This window comes from Frigoribacterium sp. CFBP 13712, from assembly GCF_014842255.1.
In the GTDB taxonomy this organism is placed as follows: Bacteria; Actinomycetota; Actinomycetes; order Actinomycetales; family Microbacteriaceae; genus Frigoribacterium.
Genome location: NZ_JACYVH010000004.1, coordinates 277,199 through 293,866, shown reverse-complemented (window position 1 = coordinate 293,866; position 16,668 = coordinate 277,199). Strand labels below are relative to the sequence as shown.

Below are 16,668 nucleotides of genomic sequence, written 5' to 3'. Positions count from 1 at the left end.
CCGTCATCTTTCGGGGTGGGGGTGGGTGCATGGTCTGAAACAGACTTCACCGCTGGCCCTGAGGGTCCGTGTGTGGTAAATGTTTCGGCGGCCATAGCGAGAGGGAAACGCCCGGTTACATTCCGAACCCGGAAGCTAAGACTCTCAGCGCCGATGGTACTGCAAGGGGGACCTTGTGGGAGAGTAGGACACCGCCGGACTCCTTTTAGTAAGATCAGAGAGCCCCTTCTTCGGAAGGGGCTTTCTGCGTTTAACGCGCCTTCGGCAGTCGTGGGTGAAGCGGTAAGATCATCCTCGATGTCTGCTCCCTTCTCCACCGCGACCGGCACTGATGTGCGCGTCCGGTTCTGCCCCTCGCCCACTGGCACGCCTCACGTCGGCCTGATCCGGACGGCCCTGTTCAACTGGGCTTATGCACGTCACACGGGCGGCAAGCTCGTCTTCCGCATCGAGGACACCGATGCGGCCCGTGACAGCGAAGAGAGTTACGAGCAGATCCTCGACGGTCTTCGGTGGCTCAAGATCGACTGGGACGAAGGTGTCGACGTCGGCGGCCCGCACGGGCCGTACCGGCAGTCGCAGCGTCACGACATCTATCGTGGTGTCATCGATCAGCTGCTCGAGCGCGGACTCCTCTACGAGAGCTTCGCCACGGGCGAGGAGATCGAGGCGCGGAACATCGCCAACGGTCGCGACCCCAAGCAGGGCTACGACAACTTCGAGCGTGAGCTCACCGACGAGCAGCGTGCGTCGTTCCGTGCAGAGGGCCGTCAGCCGGCGCTCCGACTGCGAGTCCCCGACCGCGACCTCAGCTTCGACGATCTCGTTCGTGGCGACATCACGTTCCCGGCCGGCTCGTTCACCGACTTCGTCGTTGTCCGGCCCAACGGCGTCCCTCTGTACACTTTCGTCAACCCCCTCGACGACGCGCTGATGGGCATCACGCACGTGCTCCGCGGCGAGGACCTCCTTTCGTCGACACCCCGGCAGATCGCTCTGTACGAAGCTCTCGTCGAGTTGGGCATCACCACCTTCGTGCCGCGCTTCGGACACCTCCCCTACGTCATGGGTGAGAAGAACAAGAAGCTGTCGAAGCGCGACCCCGAGGCCAACCTCTTCCATCACCGCGACCGTGGTTTCGTCCCGGAGGGCCTGGTCAACTACCTCGCTCTGCTCGGCTGGTCGCTGACGCACGATCGGGACGTCTTCTCGATCGACGAGATGGTCGAGGCCTTCGATGTCGTGGACGTCAATCCCAATCCCGCACGCTTCGATCTGAAGAAGGCCGAATCGATCAACGGAGACCACATCCGTCGTCTCGAGGCCGACGACTTCGTCGACCGTCTTCTGCCCTATCTCGAGGGCGTCGTCTCCGATCCGATCACCGAGTCGGAGCGTCGAGTGCTCGGCGAGGCGGCTCCGCTCGTCCAAGAGCGCGTGACTCTGCTCGGAGAGGCGCGTGGCATGCTGTCGTTCCTCTTCACGAGCGACGACGAACTCGTCTACGAAGAGGACGCGATCGCCTCGTTGCCGGAGGGGCATGTCCAGGTGCTGCGCGCCTCCTCGGAGGCTCTGCAGAAGCTGACGTCGTGGAATCACGCCGACATCCAGGAGGCACTCAAGGGGGCGCTCGTCGACGGGCTCGGGCTCAAGCCTCGCGTCGCCTTCGGCCCACTGCGCGTCGCGCTGTCCGGTCGACGGGTGAGCCCTCCGCTGTTCGAGTCCATGGAGATCCTCGGTCGCGAGTCGACGATGGCCCGTCTCGAGAGGCTCGCAGCACGCTCATGAGCATGGAGTACGAAGTCGCGGTGATCGGGGGCGGGCCAGCCGGGCTCAGCGCAGCCCTCAATCTCGCCCGCGCCCGCCGTCGCGTGCTGCTCATCGACGGCAACCGGCCGCGCAACTCCGCGACGCTGCTGTCTCACGGGTACCTCACTCGCGACGGCATCTCGCCGCTCGAGCTGCGCAAGCTCGGCCGCGACGAGTTCCTGCGGTACGAGGGTGCCGAGCATCGGATGACGATGGCCACGTCAGTGGCGGTCGTCGACGGCGGCTTCGAGATCGACTGCGATTTCCGTGGGCGCACCAGCAGCGCGACCGCAGGGGTCGTGGTCGTTGCAACCGGGCTGCACGAGACCCTGCCCGAGATCGACGGCCTGAAGGCGTTCTACGGCACGTTCATCCACAGCTGCATCGAGTGCGACGGGTACGACAAGCGTGATCAGCCTCTGGCTGTGATCGGCGAGCACCCCGACCTCGCCGAGCGGGCGCATCTGCTGCTGCAGTGGTCGGCCGACCTGGTCGTCTTCACCAACGGGGCTGACGTCGTCACGCCGAGCGAAGAGGCCGATCTCGGGTCACGCGGGGTGACCGTGGAACGCCGCCGTGTGGCGTCGATCGATGCGGACCGCGACGGGATGCGCGCCGTCGTGCTCGACGACGGCACCCGGGTCGAGCGGACCGGCGGCTTCGTGCGTCCCGCCTGGTCGGGTGCACTCGAGTACGTCGCCACCACCGGAGCGATGCTCGACTCGGACGGTCTGCTCGTCGTCGACGCGCACGGCCGCACGACGGTCGATGGCCTCTACGCCGCGGGGGAGTCGACGGCGCCGGGGCCGCAGCAGCTGATCGTGGCAGCGGGCTCGGGAGCGTCGGTCGCGGCTGTCGTCAACCGCGATCTGATCGGTGTCGCACGTGGCCTCGGTGATGCTGTACAGTAGGTTCTCGGTTCGAGTTTGAGCCGAGTGATGTAGCACTGACGTGTGTCATCATTGGGGTATGGTGTAATTGGCAACACGACTGATTCTGGTTCAGTTGTTCTTGGTTCGAGTCCAGGTACCCCAGCATCGAGAAAGGCCCCGACCTCTTGGTCGGGGCCTTTCTGCGTCCCGCGCCGACCCAGGAGGCGCGGGTCAGGGTGGTCGTTTGTGGCCCTTCCGGCGGCGGGGAGGGGCGTCTTGTGACCAGCGTGGGGCACTTGTCCGGGGGCGCGGGGCAGGGTGGGCGGTTGTGGCCCTTCGTGCGGCTCTGAGGGGCGTCTTCTGACCACCGTGGAACGTGGTCGGCGCTATGGGCCCGGCGCAGACGAAGGACGCCCCCGCCGGGATGGCGAGGGCGTCCGTGGTGCTGCGTGGTTGCTACTGCGGGATGGTCGCTCCGAAGCGCGCGGGGAGCGTCGCGCGGTGGGTGCGTCGCAGCTCGTCGAGCGAGACCGTGAAGACATCCTGGATCTCGAGCGACTCCGACGCGCCGTCGGTGACTCCGATGCGGGCCACCGGGTAGCCGCGACCTTCGCAGAGGCCACGGAACCGCACGTCGTCCTCGCGGGGCACCGACACGATCACTCGGCCGGTCGACTCGCTGAAGAGCGCCGTGGCCGCGTCGATGCCGTCGCGCTCGAGCAGTTCGCCGAGCCAGACCCGCGCACCGACGCCGAACCGCAGGACCGACTCCGCCAGGGCCTGCGCGAGGCCGCCGTCGCTGAGGTCGTGCGCCGCCGCGAGGAGTGACTGATCGGCACCGGCGGCCAGCAGCTGGGCCAGCTGCCGCTCGGCGTCGAGGTCGACCGCGGGCGGACGGCCGCCGAGGTGGTCGTGGATCACGCCGGCCCATGCCGAGCCGTCGAGCTCGAGCGCCGTGGTGCCGAGCAGGTAGATGTTGTCGCCTTCGTCCTGCCAGCCGGACGGGACGCGCTTAGCGACGTCCTGGATGACGCCGAGCACGCCCACGACCGGCGTGGGGTGGATCGGGACGGTGCCGGTCTGGTTGTAGAACGAGACGTTGCCACCGGTGACGGGGATCTCGAGTTCGAGGCACCCGTCGGCGAGGCCCTCGACGGTTTGCGAGAACTGCCACATGACCTCGGGGTTCTCGGGGCTGCCGAAGTTCAGGCAGTCCGTCACGGCGGCGGGCACCGCACCCGTCACGGCGACGTTGCGGTACGCCTCGGCGAGGGCCAGACGGGCGCCCTGCTTCGGATCGAGCTGGCAGTACCGGCCGTTGGCGTCGGTGGCGATGGCGAAGCCGAGGCCGCTCTCTTCGTCGACGCGGATCATGCCGCCGTCGTCGGGGAAGCTCAGAGCGGTGTTGCCGAGCACGTAGGTGTCGTACTGGTTGGTGACCCAGCTCTTGTCCGACAGGTTCGCCGAGCCGAGCAGTTCGAGGAACTGCTCGCGCAGCACGCTGTTGCCCGTGGGGCGGGGGAGCGCCGAGGCGGAGTCCGCCTGCAGGGCGTCGATCCAGGTCGGGTACGCGACGGGTCGCTCGTAGACCGGGCCGTCGACCGCGACGGTGCGCGGCTCGACGTTGACGATCTCCTCGCCGTGCCAGTCGATCACCAGCCGGCCGGTGTCGGTGACCTCGCCGAGGACGCTCGTCTCGACGTCCCACTTGGCCGTGACGGCGAGGAACGCCTCGAGCTTCGACGGCTCGACGACGGCCATCATGCGCTCCTGGCTCTCGCTCATCAGGATCTCCTCGGCGGTGAGCGACGGGTCGCGCAGCAGCACCTTGTCGAGCTCGATGAACATGCCGCCGTCGCCGTTGGATGCGAGCTCTGACGTGGCGCAGCTGATGCCGGCGGCGCCGAGGTCTTGAATGCCCTCGACCAGCTCGTCGCGGAACAGCTCGAGGCAGCACTCGATGAGCACCTTCTCGGCGAAGGGGTCGCCCACCTGCACGGCCGGCCGCTTGGTCGGGCCACCCGACGAGAACGTGTCGGAGGCGAGGATGGAGGCGCCGCCGATCCCGTCGCCGCCCGTGCGAGCACCGAAGAGCACGACCTTGTTGCCCACACCGCGGGCGTTCGCCAGGTGCAGGTCCTCATGACGCAGGACGCCGACCGCGAGGGCGTTGACGAGGGGGTTGCCCTGGTAGACGGCGTCGAAGTAGGTCTCGCCGCCGATGTTGGGCAGACCGAGGCAGTTCGCGTAGAAGCTGATGCCGCCCACGACGCCATCGACGACGCGCGCCGTGTCGGGCGCGTCGATGGCACCGAAGCGGAGCTGGTCCATCACGGCGACCGGGCGGGCCCCCATGGAGATGATGTCGCGGACGATGCCGCCGACGCCGGTGGCGGCACCCTGGAAGGGCTCGATGTAGCTGGGGTGATTGTGGGACTCGACCTTGAAGGTCACGGCCCAACCGCCTCCTACGTCGACGACGCCGGCGTTCTCGCCCATGCCGACCATGAGGTCCTTCTTCATGGCGGGCGTGACCTTCTGGCCGAACTGCCGGAGGTAGATCTTGCTCGACTTGTACGAGCAGTGCTCGCTCCACATCACCGAGTACATGGCGAGCTCGCCGCTCGTGGGGCGGCGGCCGAGGATCTCGCGGATCGACGCGTACTCGTCGGCCTTGAGGCCGAGGGCGCCGTAGGGCTGTTCTCTGTCGGGGGTCGCCGCGGCGTTCGCCACGGTGTCGGGCACGTGGCCCTCGGGGCGCACGTCGATCTGCTCCGCTGTGTTCTTGCTGTCGATGCTCATCTGGCGAGGGCCCTCTCGATGACGGACGTGAAGAAGGTGAGACCGTCGATGCCGCTCGACATCGCGTCGGGCATGTCGGGCCCGAACCCGGGCTCGGTCGCGTGCTCGGGGTGGGGCATCAGGCCGACCACGTTGCCGCGCGCGTTGGTGACGCCCGCGATGTCGTCCATCGACCCGTTGGGGTTGACCTCGAGGTAGCGGAAGGCGACCTGCCCCTCGCCCTCGATGCGCTTGATGGTCTCGGCGTCGGCGATGAACCGACCGTCGGCGTTCTTCAGGGGGATCGTGATCTCCTGCCCCTCGGTGAAGCCGTTCGTCCAGTCGGTGCGGGCGTTCTCGACACGGAGACGCTGGTCGCGGCGGATGAACTGCTGGTGCGCGTTCCGGGTGTGCGCGCCGGGGATGAGCCGCGCCTCCGCCAGCATCTGGAAGCCGTTGCAGATGCCGAGCACGGGCACGCCCTTGTTCGCCGCGTCGACGACCTCGGTCATGATGGGCGAGAACGAGGCGATGGCGCCCGCCCGCAGGTAGTCGCCGTAGCTGAAGCCGCCGGGGAGGATGATCGCGTCGACCCCCTGGAGGTCGTGGTCGCCGTGCCAGAGGGCGACGGGTTCGCCGCCGGCGAGGCGGACCGCGCGCTGCGCGTCGCGGTCGTCGAGGGAGCCGGGGAAGGTGACGACGCCGACGCGCATCAGACGGCGGCGGGGGCGTCGGCGGAGTCGACGACGGTGATCGACACGACGTCTTCGATGACGGAGTTCGAGAACATGTCGTCGGCCAGGCGGCGCACGTCGGCGAGCACGCCGTCGGTCACCTCGCCCTCGACGGTGACCTCGAAGCGCTTGCCGATGCGGACATCGGTCAGCTGCTTCTGTCCGAGACGGGCCAGGGCGCCGGCGACGGCCTTGCCCTGGGGGTCGAGCAGTTCAGCCTTGGGCATGACCTCGACGACGATTGTGGGCACGTTTTACTCCTGCGGAGACGTCAGCGGGTGGACGCGACGAGTCTACGGCAGCAGGAGGCGCGGACCGGTGGCGACCAGCGCCTCCTGGGGACGGCGGCGAGACCGGGGAGGGGTCGTCGCGATGCACGATGCTCAGCGGACTGCGAGTCCGCTCCCAGCGTCGTCATCGGTTCACGTCGCAGGATGATCTCAGCGGTGAGGAACAAGACCTCGTGATCGGGTCTCCTGCCGCTCACACCGGTCGAGGGCTCCTGATCCGCCCGACACCGTAGGACGCCCGGTCGAATCCCCCCATCGACCGGGCGTCACCCCTCTCCCCGGGCTGTGATGACGCTCCGAGTGATGCTCATCTGTTTTTGAACAGATCAAAAGAGTGCTTTACTGGAAGCCATGACGACGATCGCCGACGATGCCACCCGAGACGCCCTCCGCGGCGCCGGTCTGCGCGTCACCGAGCCCCGCCTCGCGGTGCTCGCGGCACTCGAGGGGCGCGCCCACGCTCCTGCCGACGCTCTTTTCGCAGCGGTGGCGCCGCGCCTCCCCGGCACCTCGCTCCAGGCCGTCTACGGCGTCCTCAACGCGTTGACCGGCGTGGGGCTCGTCCGCCGCATCGAACCCGCCGGCTCGCCGGCGCTGTACGAGCTGCGCACCGGAGACAACCACCACCACGTGGTCTGCAGCACCTGCGGCGACATCGCCGACGTCGACTGCGTCGTCGGGCACGCACCGTGCCTCTCGCCGTCGAACGACGCCGGGTTCTTCGTCCAGACGGCCGAGGTCACGTTCTGGGGCATCTGCCCCGAATGCCGCGCCGCCGAGCTCGACCAGCCGCTCGAGGTCGACCCCGTCCTGACCGACTGACCCGCACCTCCCGGGCCCCCACGACATTCCGATCTGAACGACACCGAAAGACAGGATGAGAAGATGACCGACGAGAAACGCGTCACCACCACCAACTCAGGCGCACCCGTCGCGAGCGACGAGCACTCGCAGAGCGTCGGCGCCGACGGCGCGATCGCGCTGCACGACCACTACCTGGTCGAGAAGCTCGCCCAGTTCAACCGCGAGCGAGTCCCCGAGCGCGTCGTGCACGCCAAGGGCGGCGGAGCCTTCGGCACGTTCACGACCACCGGCGACGTCTCGAAGTACACGCGGGCGGCGCTGTTCCAGCCCGGCGTCGAGACCGAGATGCTCGCGCGCTTCTCGACCGTCGCCGGCGAGCAGGGCAGCCCCGACACCTGGCGCGACCCCCGCGGGTTCTCGCTGAAGTTCTACACGACCGAGGGCAACTACGACCTCGTCGGCAACAACACACCCGTGTTCTTCATCCGCGACGGCATCAAGTTCCCCGACTTCATCCGTTCGCAGAAGCGACTGCCCGGCACGCACCTGCGCGACCACGACATGCAGTGGGACTTCTGGACCCTCTCGCCCGAGTCGGCTCACCAGGTGACCTGGCTGATGGGCGACCGGGGTCTGCCCGCCTCGTGGCGCAACATGGACGGCTTCGGGTCGCACACCTACCAGTGGATCAACGCCGAGGGCGAGCGCTTCTGGGTCAAGTACCACTTCAAGAGCGACCAGGGCATCAAGATCCTCGAGCAGGCCGACGCCGACCGCATCGCGGGCGAAGACGCCGACTTCCACATCCGCGATCTCTCGGCCGCGATCGAGCGCGAGGAGTTCCCGACCTGGACCCTCTCCGTGCAGGTCATGCCCTACGAAGACGCGGCGACCTACCGCTTCAACCCGTTCGATCTCACCAAGGTCTGGCCGCACGCCGACTACCCGCTGATCGAGGTCGGCTCGATGGAGCTCAACCGCAACCCCGAGAACTACTTCGCGCAGATCGAGCAGGCGGCGTTCGCCCCCTCGAACTTCGTGCCCGGGATCGCCGCGAGCCCCGACAAGATGCTGCTCGCCCGCATCTTCAGCTACGCCGACGCGCACCGCTACCGTGTGGGCACCAACCACGCGCAGCTGCCGGTCAACGCGCCGAAGTCGCCCGTGCACTCGTACTCGAAAGACGGTGCGGCGCGGTTCGACTTCCAGAAGGCCGAGGTGCCCGTCTACGCACCGAACTCGCTGGGCGGCGCGCACGCCGACCCGCAGGTCGCCGGTGACACGGGCGGCTGGGAGAGCGACGGCGAGCTGCAGCGCTCGGCCGCGACGCTCCACGCCGAAGACGACGACTTCGGGCAGGCCGGCACGCTGGTACGCGAGGTCATGGACGACGAGCAGCGCGACCGTCTGGTCGCCAACATCGTCGGTCACGTCTCGAAGGTGACCCGCCCCGAGCTGCGCGAGCGCGTCTACGAGTACTGGGCGAACGTCGACCCGACACTCGGTCTCCGCGTCCGCAAGGGCGTCGAGCCGGAGGCCCCCGGTTCGAACGAGGACCCGGCGACGGTCGGCGTCAGCGTCTGATCGATCGGTCTGGTGACTGAAGGAGGCGCGGTTCCTGTTCTGCAGGAGCCGCGCCTCCTTCCGTCTGCCGGGTCGAGGAGTCACGACGCGCCGTGGGGCTCGCGAGCCGGCGGCGTGTCGTGACTCCTCGACAGCGGGTCAGACCATCTGCCCGTTCCAGTGCAGGTCGCCCTCGGGCCACTCGGCCAGGGTCGAGGTGCCCTCGCGGGCGAGCCAGCCCTCCTGCTGCGTGACGAGCACGCCCGCGCCATCGGCGCTGAACGCCGTGTAATGACCGGTGATCGGTTCGCCGGCGTGCTCGAGCGGGCGCCACCCGGCCGAGCGGTAGAAGCCCTGGACCCCCTCGCCCGACTCGAGCACGCCGAAGCGGACGCGCAGATCGGTCAGCACGCCGTCGACGTGCCGCAGGAGCTCGGCGCCGAGCCCCGTGTTCTGCACCTCGGGCGAGACGGCGACCATGCCCACGGCGGCGACGAGCAGGTCGGTCGTGCCGACGGTGACGAACTGGCGGCGGACTCCGGCATGCGCCACGACCACGTCGCCGAGCCGTGCGACGACACGGCGCTCGGGTTGCATGCCCGCCCAGCTGCGGGCTCCGAGGTACCAGTGGTCGTAGCTCGGGAACGCCCGGGCGAGCAGCGACGCGATGGCCTCGTGATCGTCGAGCGTGAGGTCGCCCTCGGCGACGGGGCTGAAGATCGGGGCTGGTGCTGCGGCGTCGGACATGACGTCGACGCTAGCGCGCCCCGCCTCGTGCCGGCGGGGTGCCGGCGGGGTGCTGGCGGGGTGCGGCGGGGGAGGGCGGTCGTGGGTCGCGTCGGTCGGCGTGCCCTGCGTCAGCGGGTGCGGGTCGTGACTTCGATGCGGTTCGACCAGGGGTCGTCGAAGCCGAGCACCCGTCCGTCGTCGCGGGTGGCCACGCCGAAGTGGCCGAGGCGCTCGCCGAGTGCGCCGAGATCGTCGCCGCCCGGCACCTCGATCCGCACGAGTCCCAGCCCGAGGGCGAGCTGCCGTCGCCCGGCGCCCGCGCTGTTCCACGTGTTCATCGCCATGTGGTGGTGGTAGCCGCCGGCGCTGACGAACAGGGCCTGCGGTCCGAATCGCGTCGTCGTCTCGAAGCCGAGCTGCTCGACGTAGAACCGTTGGGCCGAATCGACGTCGCCCACGCTGAGGTGCACGTGCCCGACGGAGGCGGGGCGGAGGGCGGTGCCGGCCAGCGCCTCCTCGGTGACGTTCTGCTGCAGGAACCCGTTCGGATCGAGCGCGAGCGTCGCCATGTCGACCTGCCCGTGCGTCCACGACCACTCGGTGCGGGCTCGGTCCCAGTAGAGCTCGATGCCGTTGCCCTCGGGATCGGTGAAGTAGAACGCCTTGCTGACGAGGTGGTCGGCGCTGCCGGTGAACGACTGCGGGTGGTGGCTCGCGACCGAGTAGACCGCTGCGGCCAGATCGGCCTCCGTCTCGAACAGGATGGCCGTGTGGAACAGCCCGGCCTCGCGCGGACCGGCGTGCCGCAGCTCGGGCGCGTGCTCGAGGATCACGATCGGCGTCGCACCGCGCCCCAGGGTCACCCGGCCTGCCGCCGGCTCGCTCGCCAGCACCTGCAGCGTGACCGAGTCGCGGTAGTACGCGGTCATCGCGTCGAGATCGGCGACGCGGAGGGTGACCGCACCCATGCCCGTGTCGGCTGCGAGCAGATCGGCCGAGGAGGCGCGGGGTGCGTCGGGAGCGGCGGGTGCGTCGGTCATGGGGTCCTCTGAACGGTCGATGTCGATGGGGCGTCACAGGTCGGTGACGTGTCATCGACCTAACCGGTCGGCGGGAGGCGGCATTCCCGACGCGCGACGGGGCTTGGCCGCAGGCGCAACCGGCGCAACCGGCGCAACCGGCGCAACCGGCGCGTCAGGCGGTGAGGCGCTCGATGAGCTCCCGGTATCGGAGAGCGGTCTGCTCGACCACGTCGGCGGGGAGCTCGGGCGGGGTGCCCGTGCCGTCCCAGTTGGTCGACAGCCAGTTGCGGACGATCTGCTTGTCGAAGCTCGCGGTGCGATCGCCCGAGGCGTAGACCTCGGCGTCCCAGTAGCGACTGCTGTCGCTCGTCAGCACCTCGTCGCCGAGGGTGATCTCGCCGGTCTCGCGATCGGCCCCGAACTCGAACTTCGTGTCGGCGAGGATCACCCCACGAGCCTCGGCCACCGCGGAGGCACGGCGGAAGACGTCGAGCGAGAGGTCGCGGAGCGCCTCCGCCGTCTCGGCCCCGACCAGCTCGACGGTGCGCTCGAAGCTGATGTTCTCGTCGTGATCGCCCAGCTGCGCCTTGAACGCCGGCGTGTAGATCGGCTCGGGCAGTCGATCGCCGCTCGCGAGGCCCTCGGGCAGCGGCACGCCGCAGACGGTGCCGTGCGCCTGGTACTCGACCCAGCCGCTGCCGACGAGGTAGCCGCGCACGACGCACTCGACGGGGAACATGTCGAGCGGCTTCACGAGCATGGCGCGGTCGCGGACGGCGCCGGGCAGCGACACCGTCGCCCGCGTCGGGTCGACCAGGTGGTTCGGCACCGTCTCGAGCTGGTCGAACCACCACAGGCTGAGCTGCGTCAGGAGGGCGCCCTTGCCCGGGATGCCGGGCTCGAGCACCTGGTCGAACGCGCTGACCCGGTCGCTGGCGACGACGAGCACGTACTCGGTGTCGTCGAGCGATGCGGCGCCGTCCGTGGCGGGGACGTACAGGTCGCGGACCTTGCCCGAGTAGACGGGCGCCCATCCGTCGAGGGCGGGGGGCGTGCCGAGGGTGCTCATCGGGTGACCCGCTCGGCGATGTCGCGGCGGTACTGGCCGCCCTCGAGCCCGATGCGCGACAGGGCGTCGTAGGCGCGGCCTCGTGCCTCGCCGAAGTCGGCCCCTTCGGCGACGACGCTGAGCACGCGGCCTCCGGTCGCGATGAGGCGGTCGTCGAGCCGGGCCGTGGCGGCGTGCGCGATGTGGACTCCTGCGACGGCCGTGGCGTCGTCGAGCCCGGTGAGCGGACGACCGCTGACCGCAGCCTCGGGGTAGCCCTCGCTGGCGAGGACGACCGTGACGGCAGAGGTGGGCGCGAACCGAGGCGATTCGTGGTTGCCCAGCGAGCCGGTCGACGCCGCGAGCAGCAGACCGCTGAGGGGGGTGATGAGCCGGGGCAGCACGACCTGCGTCTCGGGATCGCCGAACCGGGCGTTGAACTCGATGACGCGCACACCCTGCTCGGTGAGGATCAGCCCGGCGTAGAGCAGGCCGATGAACGGCGTCGACTCGCTCTCGAGCTGACGGACCGTCGGTGTGGCGATCGTGTCGAGCACCTCGTCGACGAAGTCCTTCTCGCTGCCGAACCGGTCGGCCAGCCACGGCAGGGGCGAGTACGCGCCCATGCCGCCCGTGTTGGGCCCCTCGTCGCCGTCGAGCAGTCGTTTGTAGTCTTGCGCCGGGCTGAGCGGCACGACGGTGTGACCGTCGCTGAGGAAGAACAACGAGACCTCGGGGCCGTCGAGGTGCTCTTCGACGAGCACCGGCCCGTGCTGCAGCCAATAGGTGGCGTGCTCGACCGCGGCGTCGCGGCTCCCGGTGACGAGCACGCCCTTGCCCGCCGCGAGTCCGTCGGCCTTGACGACGTACGGGGCGCCGAAGTCGTCGAGCACCGCGATGGCCTCGTCGAGGGTGCCGACGCGCGTCGCGCGACCGGTCGGCACGCCGGCCTCCTGCATGATGCGCTTGGCGAAGGTCTTGCTGCCCTCGAGCGCGGCGGCCTTCTTGCCGGGCCCGAAGACGGGGATGCCGCGAGTCCGCAGCGCATCGGCCACGCCGGCGACCAGAGGGGCCTCGGGGCCGATGACGACCAGCTCGACGTCGTTCTCGAGCGCGTACTCGGCGACGACCGCGCCGTTCGACGGGTCGAGGTGCACGACCTCGACCTGCGCGGCGATGCCGGCGTTGCCGGGGGCCGCCACGATCTCGTGGCCCGCGTCTTCGCGCAGCAGAGCGGTGATGATGGCGTGCTCGCGAGCACCGGAACCGAGGACGAGGATTCGCACGGGGCAAGCCTAGCGACGAGCGCCGACGGGCGGGTGGGGGTGCGCTGGGCGGGCCCGGCGGTCGGGGCCGGGCGTACGGTGGCCCGATGGCCAAGGCGCGGATCGACGACGGGGCGGGGGCGGCTGCCGTCCGGGAGGCGTCGGCGGCGCTCGACGGCGGCGAGACGGCACCCCGGATGGTGACGGCCACCGCCGTCCGCTGGTTGCTCCAGGTGATGGCCGATGCCGAGCCGGGGGCCACCGTGGAGGTGCGGGTCCCCCCGTTCGGAGCCGTCCAGTTCCGTGAGGGGCTGAGTCACACCCGGGGTACGCCGCCGAACGTCGTCGAGACCGACGCAGACACCTTCATCCGCCTCGCGACCGGTCGTCTGACCTGGCCCGAGGCGGTCGCCGGTGCGCTGGTCTCCGCGTCGGGCAGTCGAGCGGATCTCACCGGGTACGTGCCCGTGCGGCTGCCGGGGCTGCGTTCGGAGTGAGCCGGGGCGGGCGTGGTCGGCGAGGAGCTGCGCCTCCTGTACCGCGCCTCCGGAGCAGGGTCCGGCATCTGGCGTCGTGTGCTTCGACACCGGGGAGTCGTGTGGTTCGACACCGAGAATGCTGAACGGCGGCGCGGCGTCCGTCTGGGAGACTTGGCGGGTGACCAACGCTCCCGACCACTCGCAGCAGCCCGACGTCCCCGCCGAGCCCGCCGGGTCGACCGAGCCCGCCGGGTCGACCGAGCCCGCCGAGCCTGCCGAGCCCGCCGAGCCCGTCGAGGTCGCGACGCATGACGAGGTCACGGTGCGCCGGGCGCCCAAGTACCCGGTCTTCCTGATCATGGGTGCGCTCGCCGGGGTCATCGTGTCGCTGATCGTGACCTCGCTCTTCCCGTTCCAGGAGGGGGAGGGCGTCGCATCGACCTACGGCTACTTCTCGCTCTGGGGGCTGACCTTCGGCGGGGCGATCGGCTCGCTCGTGGCGATCATCGTCGACCGCGTGTCGGTCCGTCGGGCGAAGTCGGTCACCGCCGAGCGCAGCCGGGTCGACGCTCCGGACGAGGCCGTCGAGGGCGACATCGAGTCCTGACCCGCCCCGGTCGGACGGGTTCGGCACGCCGCGGTGCAGTGGCCCGGTCGCGATCTGCACGGCACGAACCGGTCGCGACCTGAACTGCGCGAGAAGGTCGCGATTTGCACAGGCGGGCGGGAGGCGCGGGTCAGCCCACCACGCGCAGCCCGCCCCGCGCTACCCGCCGCTCGCGCGACGCAGGCTGCTGAGCAGCTCGGGCCCTCGGGCGTCGAGTGACCTGCCCCCGCGGTCGATGCCGACGAACAGCAGCGCCGTGCCGAGCCCGACCCCGACCACGAGCGTCAACCAGCCGAGCAGCGCGCTGCCGGTGACGAGCGCCGCGATGGCGAGTGCGATCTCGGGGATGGCGAAGGCGAACGCGATGATCCACACGAGGTAGGTGATGAGCGCCGTCGTCAGCGTCGAGCCCTGCGGCGACTTGAACGGGCTCTCGCCGGCTGCGGGCACCGGCATCAGGAACCTCGTCGACGCGACGCTCGAGACCCCGTACCCGGTCAGCATCACGCCGAGCCCCAGGCCGAGCATCACCGGCACGAGGTCGAGTCGACCCACCACGGCGAGCGGCACGACGGTCGCGATCAGCACCATCGGCACCGAGAAGAGCGACAGCGTCAGCACGCGCCCGGCCCGGTCCGCCCGACCCGAGAGGCCCGTCGACAGGTGGGCGGCGAACGCCGTGCCGTCGTACGAGATCTCGGCGCTGAGGGTGATCATCAGCAGGGCGCCGATGGCCGGCCCCGTCGCGAGCAGCAGCCAGTCGCTGCCGGTGGTGACCGAGATGAAGATCGCCAGCACGGGGATGAGCGGTACGACGATCAGTGACCCGCCGTATCGGGGGTCGCGCATCCAGTAGACGGCCGCGCGAGCGGCGACGGCGCCGGTGGGAGTGGCCGGGAACCAGCGGAAGGGCCCGAGACCCTTCGCGGTCGAACCCGAGTCCGACGCCGGAGGGGCGATGAGGGCCGCGGCCAACCCGCGCCTCCAGAGCAGGAGGAGCACGGCCAGCGTCGCGAGGGCGATCCCGACCTTGGCGAGGGCCTCGAGACCGCGCCCCGCGGCGAGGTCGCCCGGGATCGACCACGCCGCCCCGAGCGGTGTGAACGACAGGGAGCGCGCGATCTCGGGCAGGTCGTCGCCGACGGTGGCGAGCCCGGTGCCGGCGAGGGCGATGATCGGCCCGGCGAGGATCAGCGGGATGAAGACCAGCACGCTCATCAGCTCGCGGTAGCGACGCTTCGACCCCAGCGACGAGGTCAGCGACTCGACGGTGCGCGACGCGGCGATGCAGGTCAGCACGCCGATCACGGCGCAGAACGGCGCAGCGATCAGGGCCACCGGGTCGCGCAGCCAGCTGAGGGCGGTCGCGACACCGGCTATGGCGGTCACGAGACCCGGCACACCCAGCACGCCGCAGATCAGCAGAGCGACGAGCAGACGATCGGCCGGGATCGGGAACGCGCGCAGCTTCTCGACGCTGAGGGTCTGATCGAGACCGCGCAGCACGAGCGGCACGATCACCCAGCCGAGCACGAGCACCGAGCCGCCGAGCACCGCGGTCGTCCACGCGACGCCCTCGGGCGCGAACGACAGGGCGATGAGCCCGGCCACGACCACGCCGAGGATGCCCAGGCCGTACAGGAGACCGATGATCGCGGCGACGAGCTGCCAGGTGCTGCGCTTGAAGCCGTTCAGCATCACCCGCCAGCGGAGCCTCAGGAGGTGCGCAACCACGACGGCCCCTCGTTGTGGCGACGTCCGCCGACGAGCTCGACGAAACGGTCTTCGAGCGTCGAACCGCCCCGCACCTCGTCGATCGTGCCCTCGGCCAGCACGCGGCCGTTCGCGACGACGGCGACGTGATCGCACATGCGCTGCACGAGGTCCATCGAGTGGCTCGACACGATCACCGTGCCGCCGCCCTCGACGTAGCCCTGCAGGATGTCGCGGATGTTGGCGGCCGAGATCGGGTCGACCGACTCGAACGGCTCGTCGAGCACGAGGAGGCGCGGTGCGTGCACCAGTGCGCAGGCCAACGCCACCTTCTTGGTCATGCCCGCGGAGTAGTCGACGACGAGCGTGCCCCCGGCGCCGCGGAGGTCGAGCAGGTCGAGCAGATCGCCGACGCGCTGAGCGGTCGTCTCGCGATCCATCCCGTTGAGCAGGCCGTGGTACGTGACGAGCTGCTCGCCGGTCAGGCGGTCGAAGAGCTTGACGCCGTCGCTCAGCACGCCGACCAGCGCCTTGGCGTGCGTCGGGTCGCTCCACACGTCGTGACCGAGCACCTCGATGGTGCCGGCGTCGGGTCGCAGCAGACCGGTCGCCATCGACAGCGTCGTGGTCTTGCCGGCGCCGTTCGGCCCCACGAGCCCGTAGAACGAGCCCCTCGGCACGGTCAGGTCGATGCCGTCGACCGCGACCTTCTGGCCGAAGGCCTTGCGGAGTCCGCTGATCTGCAGCGCGACCCCGCCCTGCGGAGCCCGATCGCCCGGCGAGGCCGAGGCGGCGGGCACAGCCGACGACGAGGGCACGGCCGAAGCGGCGGGCACGGCGGGATCGGGCACGGGAGGAGGCACGGCGTCCGTCATGCGGTCAGCCTAGGGAGACCGACGGGGTCGCGACCACCGCCTCCCGGGGGAGATGCGGGGTGAACGACCCGCGCCTC

15 protein-coding genes, 1 tRNA gene and 1 rRNA gene are annotated in these 16,668 nt (G+C 70.0%); 8 read left to right on the top strand and 9 right to left on the bottom strand.

What is annotated here, in order from left to right; all coding sequences use genetic code 11:
• Nucleotides 1-83 precede the first annotated feature (83 nt).
• The 4 genes from rrf to IFT51_RS09655 all read left to right on the top strand — a co-directional run bounded on the left by rrf (nt 84) and on the right by IFT51_RS09655 (nt 2,844).
• A 5S ribosomal RNA gene (gene rrf, locus IFT51_RS09670) occupies nt 84-200 on the top strand.
• Between the two features lie 97 nt (nt 201-297).
• Complete coding sequence (gltX, locus tag IFT51_RS09665) at nt 298-1,788, top strand: glutamate--tRNA ligase (RefSeq protein WP_192060871.1); 1,491 nt, start codon at nt 298-300, stop codon at nt 1,786-1,788.
• Nucleotides 1,789-1,790: 2 nt separating this feature from the next.
• Entirely contained in the window at nt 1,791-2,720 is a 930-nt protein-coding gene (locus IFT51_RS09660) for an NAD(P)/FAD-dependent oxidoreductase (RefSeq protein ID WP_244637119.1), read from the top strand.
• A 52-nt stretch (nt 2,721-2,772) separates the two neighbouring features.
• A tRNA-Gln gene (locus tag IFT51_RS09655) sits at nt 2,773-2,844 on the top strand.
• 293 nt (nt 2,845-3,137) lie between these two features.
• Here the strand turns inward: IFT51_RS09655 and purL are convergent.
• The 3 genes from purL to purS are packed head-to-tail and all read right to left on the bottom strand — an operon-like array spanning nt 3,138 to nt 6,447.
• Complete coding sequence (purL, locus tag IFT51_RS09650; protein ID WP_192060869.1) at nt 3,138-5,483, bottom strand: phosphoribosylformylglycinamidine synthase subunit PurL; 2,346 nt, start codon at nt 5,481-5,483, stop codon at nt 3,138-3,140.
• Nucleotides 5,480-6,175 (bottom strand): phosphoribosylformylglycinamidine synthase subunit PurQ, encoded by a 696-nt coding sequence (gene purQ / locus IFT51_RS09645; RefSeq protein WP_192060868.1) that lies wholly within the window; start codon nt 6,173-6,175, stop codon nt 5,480-5,482. Before purQ ends, purL begins: the two co-directional genes overlap by 4 nt.
• Nucleotides 6,175-6,447 (bottom strand): phosphoribosylformylglycinamidine synthase subunit PurS, encoded by a 273-nt coding sequence (purS, locus tag IFT51_RS09640; protein WP_192060867.1) that lies wholly within the window; start codon nt 6,445-6,447, stop codon nt 6,175-6,177. Before purS ends, purQ begins: the two co-directional genes overlap by 1 nt.
• Nucleotides 6,448-6,837: 390 nt before the next feature.
• Here purS and IFT51_RS09635 point away from each other — a divergent pair, with 390 nt between their 5' ends.
• Together IFT51_RS09635 and IFT51_RS09630 are read left to right on the top strand one after the other, a co-directional pair.
• Nucleotides 6,838-7,308, top strand: coding sequence for a Fur family transcriptional regulator (locus tag IFT51_RS09635; RefSeq protein ID WP_192060866.1), 471 nt, complete (start codon nt 6,838-6,840; stop codon nt 7,306-7,308).
• Between the two features lie 63 nt (nt 7,309-7,371).
• Entirely contained in the window at nt 7,372-8,874 is a 1,503-nt protein-coding gene (locus IFT51_RS09630) for a catalase (protein ID WP_192060865.1), read from the top strand.
• A gap of 138 nt (nt 8,875-9,012) precedes the next feature.
• On the opposite strand, the gene IFT51_RS09625 is transcribed toward IFT51_RS09630, so the two are convergent.
• The 4 genes from IFT51_RS09625 to purD form a co-directional block, all read right to left on the bottom strand.
• On the bottom strand, nt 9,013-9,600 hold the full coding sequence (locus tag IFT51_RS09625) for a GNAT family N-acetyltransferase (protein ID WP_192060864.1): 588 nt from the start codon (nt 9,598-9,600) through the stop codon (nt 9,013-9,015).
• A gap of 110 nt (nt 9,601-9,710) precedes the next feature.
• Nucleotides 9,711-10,622 (bottom strand): VOC family protein, encoded by a 912-nt coding sequence (locus tag IFT51_RS09620; protein ID WP_244637117.1) that lies wholly within the window; start codon nt 10,620-10,622, stop codon nt 9,711-9,713.
• A 154-nt stretch (nt 10,623-10,776) separates the two neighbouring features.
• Complete coding sequence (locus IFT51_RS09615) at nt 10,777-11,673, bottom strand: phosphoribosylaminoimidazolesuccinocarboxamide synthase (protein WP_192060863.1); 897 nt, start codon at nt 11,671-11,673, stop codon at nt 10,777-10,779.
• The gene (gene purD / locus IFT51_RS09610; RefSeq protein WP_192060862.1) at nt 11,670-12,938 is read right to left on the bottom strand and encodes a phosphoribosylamine--glycine ligase; all 1,269 of its coding nucleotides are present in this window, start codon (nt 12,936-12,938) and stop codon (nt 11,670-11,672) included. The genes IFT51_RS09615 and purD overlap by 4 nt, the downstream gene beginning before the upstream one ends.
• An 86-nt stretch (nt 12,939-13,024) precedes the next feature.
• Here purD and IFT51_RS09605 point away from each other — a divergent pair, with 86 nt between their 5' ends.
• Nucleotides 13,025-13,414 carry a sterol carrier family protein gene (locus IFT51_RS09605; RefSeq protein ID WP_192060861.1) on the top strand — a complete coding sequence of 130 codons (390 nt, stop codon included), beginning with the start codon at nt 13,025-13,027 and terminating at the stop codon, nt 13,412-13,414.
• Between the two features lie 160 nt (nt 13,415-13,574).
• Entirely contained in the window at nt 13,575-14,003 is a 429-nt protein-coding gene (locus IFT51_RS09600; RefSeq protein WP_192060860.1) for a hypothetical protein, read from the top strand.
• A gap of 159 nt (nt 14,004-14,162) precedes the next feature.
• Here the strand turns inward: IFT51_RS09600 and IFT51_RS09595 are convergent, their stop codons facing one another.
• Entirely contained in the window at nt 14,163-15,737 is a 1,575-nt protein-coding gene (locus IFT51_RS09595; protein WP_192060859.1) for a transporter, read from the bottom strand.
• Entirely contained in the window at nt 15,719-16,591 is an 873-nt protein-coding gene (locus IFT51_RS09590; RefSeq protein ID WP_192060858.1) for an ABC transporter ATP-binding protein, read from the bottom strand. Before IFT51_RS09590 ends, IFT51_RS09595 begins: the two co-directional genes overlap by 19 nt.
• Nucleotides 16,592-16,668: the final 77 nt, after the last annotated feature.

Bases quoted from the DNA above. Each gene is read 5' to 3' on its own strand.
- gltX (WP_192060871.1), top strand. From the start codon at position 298: ATGTCTGCTCCCTTCTCCACCGCGACCGGCACTGATGTGCGCGTCCGG.
- IFT51_RS09660 (WP_244637119.1), top strand. From the start codon at position 1,791: ATGGAGTACGAAGTCGCGGTGATCGGGGGCGGGCCAGCCGGGCTCAGC.
- purL (WP_192060869.1), bottom strand. From the start codon at position 5,483: ATGAGCATCGACAGCAAGAACACAGCGGAGCAGATCGACGTGCGCCCC.
- purQ (WP_192060868.1), bottom strand. From the start codon at position 6,175: ATGCGCGTCGGCGTCGTCACCTTCCCCGGCTCCCTCGACGACCGCGAC.
- IFT51_RS09635 (WP_192060866.1), top strand. From the start codon at position 6,838: ATGACGACGATCGCCGACGATGCCACCCGAGACGCCCTCCGCGGCGCC.
- IFT51_RS09630 (WP_192060865.1), top strand. From the start codon at position 7,372: ATGACCGACGAGAAACGCGTCACCACCACCAACTCAGGCGCACCCGTC.
- IFT51_RS09625 (WP_192060864.1), bottom strand. From the start codon at position 9,600: ATGTCCGACGCCGCAGCACCAGCCCCGATCTTCAGCCCCGTCGCCGAG.
- IFT51_RS09620 (WP_244637117.1), bottom strand. From the start codon at position 10,622: ATGACCGACGCACCCGCCGCTCCCGACGCACCCCGCGCCTCCTCGGCC.
- IFT51_RS09615 (WP_192060863.1), bottom strand. From the start codon at position 11,673: ATGAGCACCCTCGGCACGCCCCCCGCCCTCGACGGATGGGCGCCCGTC.
- IFT51_RS09605 (WP_192060861.1), top strand. From the start codon at position 13,025: ATGGCCAAGGCGCGGATCGACGACGGGGCGGGGGCGGCTGCCGTCCGG.
- IFT51_RS09590 (WP_192060858.1), bottom strand. From the start codon at position 16,591: ATGACGGACGCCGTGCCTCCTCCCGTGCCCGATCCCGCCGTGCCCGCC.